The 8153-nt window shown below is 44.1% G+C and carries 5 protein-coding genes; 1 reads left to right on the top strand and 4 read right to left on the bottom strand.

The genetic code is table 11. The annotated features are described in order from the left end of the window. From ACX0G7_RS26980 to ACX0G7_RS26965, 4 genes are all read right to left on the bottom strand, one after another. Positions 1 to 2593 (bottom strand): caspase family protein (locus ACX0G7_RS26980; RefSeq protein WP_458926659.1); only part of this gene is annotated, 2593 nt, incomplete at its 3' end. 124 nt (positions 2594 to 2717) lie between these two features. Continuing rightward, positions 2718 to 3656 carry a DNA/RNA non-specific endonuclease gene (locus ACX0G7_RS26975; RefSeq protein WP_458926658.1) on the bottom strand — a complete coding sequence of 313 codons (939 nt, stop codon included), beginning with the start codon at positions 3654 to 3656 and terminating at the stop codon, positions 2718 to 2720. A gap of 47 nt (positions 3657 to 3703) precedes the next feature. Beyond that, entirely contained in the window at positions 3704 to 4936 is a 1233-nt protein-coding gene (locus tag ACX0G7_RS26970; protein WP_458926657.1) for a hypothetical protein, read from the bottom strand. A gap of 3 nt (positions 4937 to 4939) precedes the next feature. Further along, positions 4940 to 6406, bottom strand: a complete 1467-nt coding sequence (locus ACX0G7_RS26965) for a caspase family protein (protein WP_458926656.1) — start codon at positions 6404 to 6406, stop codon at positions 4940 to 4942. 277 nt (positions 6407 to 6683) lie between these two features. On the opposite strand from ACX0G7_RS26965, the gene ACX0G7_RS26960 reads away from it, so the two are divergent. Then, positions 6684 to 8153 (top strand): outer membrane beta-barrel protein (locus tag ACX0G7_RS26960; protein ID WP_458926655.1); only part of this gene is annotated, 1470 nt, incomplete at its 3' end.

Raw genomic sequence — 8153 nt, 5'->3', positions numbered from 1 at the left:
CAATAATACCATGCACAAATAAGACAATGTTGCCGGATGATGTGACCGCCTTTTTTACAATCTCGACATCGGATTCATACTTCACTCCCAGTTCCTTATTTACATCAACTACTGCTAACCGGGGATATGTAAATTTGAAACCAAGTTTCTGACCGATCACCTTTTGGAAATACAGTTTGATGGAACCACCAAAACTTCTTGATGTTATAGCTGGATCCACAGGAGTCAGTTCAGGCAGCGTGTTGATGATCATCTGCCCCGACTCATTTCCAAAACCAACCGGGTAATAAATGTTATCTACCGGATCATATCCGATGGCTACAACATCCTGCAAATCTGTTTCAGGTATACTAACTACCAGCGGTGTTTCAGGGGTTACAGATCCGGCTTCTTCGACATCCACCAGTTCCAGAGTGTCCAGTGGTTCAGAAGACCGGGTGCCGGTGATTAAATTAAAAGGTTCAAGGAAGGAGTTTCCATTAGTTAGATGCGGAGCGGAGATGGTGTCGGCTGAACGGCTCGAGGTGGCCGAACTTACCAGGGCAGCTTTTGCTTTTAGTGCGGGATGGGGAGCGATAGATACAGATTGTAAAGTAGTAGCCGTACCGGGGGCAATGTCTGATTTTCCAGGCGGACGAATGATGCGGAAACCCAGTGTTTCAGTTGCCCAGCTAAAGGCGCCCACCGGGCCTTTGGACGCAACAGCAGAAACGCCACGAGCATTTTCACCTTCCCTGTTTATCGCCGGCAGTTCCAGGCCATGTTGTTTTAATTTGTCGGTAGCGATCGGTTGTGGTGAGATAAACAACTTCAGGTATTCGGTGATCTCATTATAACCAAGGGTAGCGTAGGTTTCATCCAGGTTAAGCAGAATGGTTTCTTCTTGTGATCCCTGGCTGACAAATGTCAACCAGGCATCCTTACCCGGAGCCAGCAAAACAATATTCTCAAAAAAATCAGTTGAGATGGAATAATCGAAACCGAGATATGCATTACTCACATAAAGCGGGACCTGGCCGGTGTTTTTAATTGATAATCTGAAAGCGGGTTGATGCCATCCGCCGTTCTGATCTTCCAGGTAATTGAATACGTTAACGAGGTTCTTAGAATCAATCTTTGTAAAATCTTTGGCATCGTAACTTCCAGCAATTGTATTTCTGTACAAACTGAGTTGGTAAGGTTGTTTGACAAATGAAGACTGGGTTAATTCAAGCAGGGCGGTCCATTTGATAACCAATACTATTCGTTCAATCAAAAACGGCAGATCCTTTGGAGTACTCACAGTTATCGGCTTGATGAGGGGATCAGTTTTTCCGGGCTTTGTAATAAATATATCTTTCCCTTTATTCCTGATGATGAAGCGACCGCTATGTTGTTTGGCCAGTTTCAACGAAGGTTCGGTGTTGCCTGCAATCAGTTTTTCAAATGCGTCTTTGTGTTCATGATTGAAGGATGGGTCAAATGACACTTCGATGGGCTGATTGGGCTGCTTTACAACCTTGCCCTCGTAGATTGATGTACCGGCCACCATTCCATTCACCTCTGCTATAGTTGAAAAGTCAGGAGCCGGGGTGCCCGTAACTACAGTTGAACCAATGCCCTCAATGGATACCTCATCGCCTGTGGAAACTCCATGAATAAGCCCTGCCTTGATGCACCATTTCCATCTCGAATCATAATAAACAAGATAGGAGTCGCCTGCACCGCTTACTTTGGTGAGAAAAAAATCATCAGCAGCTTCTTTGTTTTCACTGCCGTTTACATGCAGTCCGGGATTCTGATCAGAGACCAGGTTTCTGACCAGCAGTTCTGTTTTATTTACCAGGTCGCGGTAAGAGATCCGGCCATTTACCGAGTACAGCGTCTTCAGCAACGAGTGTGTAAAAGCACCGCGCTTTGTCCCTTCAATGTTTAATTCCTTTGCTGTCTGGTTTTCTCTCGAGGCTGCCAGGTGAATGTGATTGCCCTGTTTAAAGGTTGCTTTAGACTCACCGGTAATCTTGTCTTCGAGCAGGCTATAGTAGCTGACTCCATTGATCTTCGCATCATATCCTAGGTACTCTTTAAAACTGGTGGCTTCGGCAACATCAGGCATCATACGGTCTGTTATTCCGCTATCGTCTACATCCCTGGTGATCGTTCCGCAATGGCAGCAATCAGTGATTACGATAAAACGGGTATCTTGTTTACCTGCCATTGTTTTCCAGATCAGGTAACCCATCTCCTTATCCATGAGATCCTTCCCACCGGGTGTGCGGCTATCAATGCATACAAATGATTCGCTGCGCATATCAGCCTCAGACAATAATTCCTTTGGTGAGGGAGACCATGATCCATGCCCGCTGTAATAAAAAAAACAAGTGTCACTACTTCCTGCATTGTTGAAGTGATCAAAGCCTTTGATGATATTGGCCCTCGTCGGCTTGATGGGATCCTCATCTGTAATTCGTTTAATGTTGAGCGTTACCTCTTTGTTCTTCCCATACATTGTCTTTAAATATTCTTCCACCGCTTTTAAATCATTGATACAACCACTCAGGGGTTTAACCGGGTAGTTGTTGATTCCGACCAAAAGAGCATAAATAGTAGTCATTGCATTGATGAATTGAGGATTAAGATATATGGTTGATAAAAGTCCTGAAGCTTAAATAAGTTGACGTACAACCGGAAGCATCCGCGAATTTCCGGACCAGCGCACCGAATCAGAAACACGTTACTTAAATAACAATGTTTTCCAGCTGATAGTTGATTGGTGCTTCTGCGAATGAACCTTCGTCCACACCCCTGGGCACCTCCACTTCGATACGCTTCATGATCAGTTCGCGACTGCCTTTTTCATTGAACGGAAAAACGACGCCATTATGAAAAAACTTAATCCCGGTGATCTTCTCAATAAACCCAACACTAACCTGGTAGGTCGTCGCTTTTGAAAACATCATAAACACATCATCAAGTTCCTCAATTGCGCTGCGGGTCACCTCGTCCTTGTCGTAGGTAATTGTTTCATCCGCGAGGAGCAGGTTCCGGTGGCTCATCATGAAACCGACGGCCTGAAGTCCTTCGACAGCTTTATAATATATCACCTTCCAGAATGCAACGGGTAAGCGGACGAGGTCACCGTCGATAGCATTAATGAAATACGGATCGCTGGGAAGCAATACCGGTCCTGTTATTACCGAAATTTTCAGCTCGTTGGGGTCAGCGCCTTTTTTGACCAGGTATTGTTCAAGCGAACGCCATGCGCCACGGTTCAAAGATCCATGCTGAGGCACACAATTCGTATAGAAAAAAGTGTCGGCCCCGGCCAGTGCTTTATCATCTTCTTCGCCCCACAGCACCTCCTGGAAAGAGGTAAGATGACCTTCGTCAAAGTCGTTTCCCCGGCCTTTACCTGCACTGATAGATTCGTACAATTCTTCGCCCAGCTGGAATTCAGACTCAAGTTTAGAGTCTTTCTTAAATCCGCCGGATCGCTCAATTGGTTTCCAGCTTTGTCCATCTATATTAGAGGCGGAGAAATAGGCAAGTCTTCTTTTGGGATTCATCACTACGCTGTGGTGGTGGTAATGCAAAGGCGATCCCGGAGGGGTATCTGCAGCAACTACGGACGGAAGGGGAATCCGGAAGCCGGAGATGAAGTTAGGGTTGTAGGGCATAACATATCGTTTTAAGTAAGAGGGATAGAGGTAGGTCCAGGGATCTGTCAATCTCCTGCATCAACAGTTTGTTTAATATTCGCCACGGTTGGTTTCTTGTCGGCATTGCCAAAAAACATATCAAGGGCATTATTATAAGCGCCTTTGGAAACTTTGATGAGCGAACGAAAATCATTTTTTGAATCAACGCCCGGCAGTATTCTCGCCGCTTCTTTCCACAACTGTTTCACTTTGCCGGTAACTACGTTTCCGTCAACAATCTCCTGAGTTCCTTTAATGGCCTGGTTCAGGATTTCCATCTGCCTGGGATCAAGTGCATTACTGGTCATAGCAGTCTGGGTACATTCCTTTACATAGTTTGCAGACAGGATATCCAACGTTTTCTTGTCAGCATTGATGATTGAGCGGCTTGAAGTAGGCACGGCTCTTATCAGGTCCATGTCATGGATAGGATCGCCGGCCGGGACCGGTTTCGAAGGATCAGAATACGCCGCTTCCATATAAGCGTCAGCTACCGAAGCCCCGACAGGATTTCCAGCCGGTGCCACAACAGGCCCGGAAGGAATCGGAGCAGATCCGGCTGGAACAGGCTCACCCCTTGAAGGTGCAAATGATGGGGGCGTTTCAGGCCTGGCAACAAGCGGTATGTCTATGAACGCATAATCGAAGTCTTCAGATGCTGATTCAAGATCTTCCATGCTATAAAATTCCCGGAATCTTAGTTTGTCATTTACGAGGCTAAGTAAAGTGCTGGCGTTTTTATATGCATCATAATAAGTGCCTGGTCTTCCGACATGATTAAAAAAAAGCGTTGCGAATCTTTCGGCAAGAAATGCATTTATTGCACAGCCACAGGTAATCATCACCAGCTTGTTATTACTTTTACCGCTTGCTCTTTTTTGTACAATTTTTTTTGCAAGGTCAAACGTTTCACAGGCGTTGAAAAAACCAAGTTGTAGGTTGCGAAGGTTAATATTTATTACATCGGCCATACGATCTGTATTGCTGATAAAATTATCACTGAACTTGAGTGCGCCATCCTTGGCATGACCCGAGAAATAAAATATATCGAACTTATCACCATACTTCGAAAAATTTGCGATTAAGCGGTCAGCAGTAAAAATTTCATCTTTCATATAATAGATGACATCGCTGAACACAAGCCCATGCAAAAGGTCAGAAATCTTGGTTGCTTCTTCAGACAGGTTTGGCAGGTACTCGTCGGGTTTCATACTATTTGAGAAAACAGTATAAAATGTAGGTTTCGTGGAGGTAGACATACTTTACAAATGAACAGTTAACGTATCTGAACTGAATATTGAATTCTTTACAATAGCAATAAAAGCAGAATAGTTTGGGTGGTCGGCAAGGTGTGCAGCGAGTTCGGCTGCAGACATTTGACGGTAAGGCAAAAGATCATCATCCCTGAACATCACCTGCACAGTCTCCAGGCTAAACATTTTTATCAGCACTTCGTCCTGTTCGGGACTATCATCTTTTCCAAGGCCTTTCTTATTTCTCACCAGGGTTTTATAGAGTTTTTGAAATACCGAAACGCGCTTTAAATCTTCTTCATCCCCTGATAAAATATTGATTTCGGCATCTACGGCCCTGCCTTTTTCTTCCAGCGCAGCATTTAGTACTAAGCCCGCGCTTTGCGGAACCTGTGGTATCACACAACAAACCGGGAAACCATTGTTTCGCAAAAAGCGATATTGGTTATAGGCATGATCCCATGGATATATGCCAGGTTCTTCGGGATTGCAGTTGCAGTGATAAATAGTAAGGTCCTCTTTTTCCGGAACCGCCAGCGTTTGTGAGACTATGAATTGCTTCAATTCTGATAAGCTTTCATGAACCCCTGATGCCTCGACGATCAGGCCACCGGTTTCATTCAAAAAATCAATTCTTGTTGCCGTCCCCGGAACATAAGACGAACCGAAGGGCTTCGATTTCAGAAGCTGATGGTGGTTGTTACCATACGATACGAGATTAGGTTTTTGAATACCGGTGAGAGCACGTTTTGACCTTACCAGTAGTTCCTGGTATGATCCTATATCACCATTACGTTCGAGAATCTTCATGATGGTTTTTGTAAACAAACCATTGTTTCCATCTTCCATCGCATATTCGTCGTCCTGGCAGGCACCCAACTGTAGTACCGCGGCTGCAATGTCTTTATCTCTTACCTGCGGCATACGCATGAGAGGTTCATAAATGTTGCGGTTAGCCTGGAAGGTTTCAAAAAGTTGCTGACGTGGAACAAATCTTTTCGGTCTTTGCTCTGTGATCGTTTCGTGTTCCCCCTTCGTTATTGAACCACTATGGCAACTATCTGAGATAACGAAGATGTTAACTCCTGCTCTGAACCTGCTGAACCTGGCAAACAATTCATCATCCAGTAACTGTCGGTCATACAGGCACCAGGTTTCATCCTGGAAATCATTTTCATCATGATTTTTGTCTTCCAAGATTCCACCATGCCCCGAGTAGGTGATGATTAAGTTGTCCCCTTCATTAAGTTCACAGATACTATAGTCGAGAAAATCCAGTACGTTTTTGACTTCAGGTCTGTTTCGGGGATCGCTTGTCAACAGCACCTTTGACAATTTGCATCCCTCTTTTTGTGCCAGCTGATGATAAAACAATGCATCATTTTCACAACCATAAAGCTTACCCTCCCAACCCCTGTAGTGGTCTTTGTCAACACCATTAATTCCAATATGAAGTGAAAAGGAACTGGCAGACATTTTTTATTGTAATTTAAACTGATTTCTCCTTAAATGAACAGCATACCATTAAGTTCCCCGATTTTGGGTAGATGAGGAAACGACCGGACGTATATCTACCTTTCACAGAAACCCATCATTCTGAACATTAAGTTGATGATTGCCTTTTTGTGCGGATAGAAATTTGCTTTGCCTGTCACTGCTTTTTAAGGTATTTTACACCTCCATGAAATGTTTGTTTTCCAGATTGTTGTCCCGGGTTAAATCTTCGTCAATTGCCATCATCATATTGACGGGAATGCTAATAAGTTCTTTACCGGTATTGAGCCAGTCGTCTGTACTGATGTTATTGAAAGGAAAGGTGATTGATTCGGCGTCTGGCATTCCGCTACCCGCAGCAAGTATCCAGGTTTATGCGCTTCCTGGAAACAGTCCGGTTACCGGCAAACTGAGTGGCGCGTCGGGTGAATTTGAATTACCACTACCTGCCGGGACATACTCAATGGAAGTAAACTACACCGGTTATAACACTTACTATGTAAAGAGCTTTGTTCTTGAAACGGCAAGGCCCGTGTATAATGCGGGCACTATCCGTCTTGCCAACTCCGGTAAAACGCTGGAAGAGGTAATTGTGCAGGCAGAAAAAAGCTCGATGACATTATCGCTCGACAAAAAGATTTTCAATGTCGGAAAGGACCTTGCTAATGCGGGTGGATCAGCTGCAGACATACTCAGTAATATACCGTCTGTGTCAGTTGACCCTGAAGGTGCCATCAAACTAAGGGGAAGTGAAAATGTGAGAATTCTGATTGATGGTAAACCTTCTGGCCTTGTGAGTTTCAAAGGCGGGAGCGGATTACAGCAATTACAGGCCAGTATGATCGACCGCGTTGAAATAATAACAAATCCATCCGCAAGATATGAGGCTGAAGGTTCTGCCGGTGTATTGAATATCATATTGAAAAAAGACAAGAGACAAGGTTTCAACGGATCATTTGAGCTAACTACCGGTTATCCAACAAACCTCGGTGCAGCGGCAAACCTTAATTATCGTCATAAGAAAATAAACTTCTTTATTAATTATGGGATTGCCTATAGGAAACAGCCTGCTATTGGTTCGATGTACCAGGAGCTTTACGAAAGAGACACGACATTCATACTTCAGCAATCAACGGATGCAACTATAACTGGTTTTAATAATAATATTCGCGGTGGACTCGATTACTATTTCAGCGAAAGCAGTGTGCTCACCGCTTCTTACCTGTTCCGGAGAAGCGATGCAAACAGGCAAACCGATATAAGATACGATGACTATCTTTTTGACAAATCTTCCCTGGCAGGTTATTCCACCCGCAGACAGGACGAAGATGAGATAGAACCGAACTCAGAATATTCGTTGATCTATAAAAAATCATTCGGCAAAAAAGGTCATGATCTCACGGGCGAAGTAAAGTTTCTTGATAACTGGGAAAACTCTGACCAAACGTTCACCCAAAAGTTTTACAGTGCTGCAGGCATAGAGGACAAAAACCAGTATATTCTACAAAAATCCGTAAACGACGAATTTGAAAAACAGTTATTGTTTCAGCTCGACTATGTGAGACCAATCAGTAAAGAAGGCAAGGTTGAAACCGGCTTAAGAAGCAGTTTCAGGGACATGACCAACGATTATGTTGTTGCTCAGCAAAATGCTTCCGGTGGTTTTGATCCTTTGCCGGGCCTTGATAATATTTTTCTGTACGAGGAAAATATTCACGCTGCTTATGCC

The sequence above is a fragment of the Flavitalea antarctica genome, from assembly GCF_054461535.1.
This window is presented reverse-complemented; position numbering and strand designations above follow the sequence as displayed.

Bases quoted from the DNA above. Each gene is read 5' to 3' on its own strand.
- ACX0G7_RS26970 (WP_458926657.1), bottom strand. From the start codon at position 4,936: ATGTCTACCTCCACGAAACCTACATTTTATACTGTTTTCTCAAATAGT.
- ACX0G7_RS26965 (WP_458926656.1), bottom strand. From the start codon at position 6,406: ATGTCTGCCAGTTCCTTTTCACTTCATATTGGAATTAATGGTGTTGAC.
- ACX0G7_RS26975 (WP_458926658.1), bottom strand. From the start codon at position 3,656: ATGCCCTACAACCCTAACTTCATCTCCGGCTTCCGGATTCCCCTTCCG.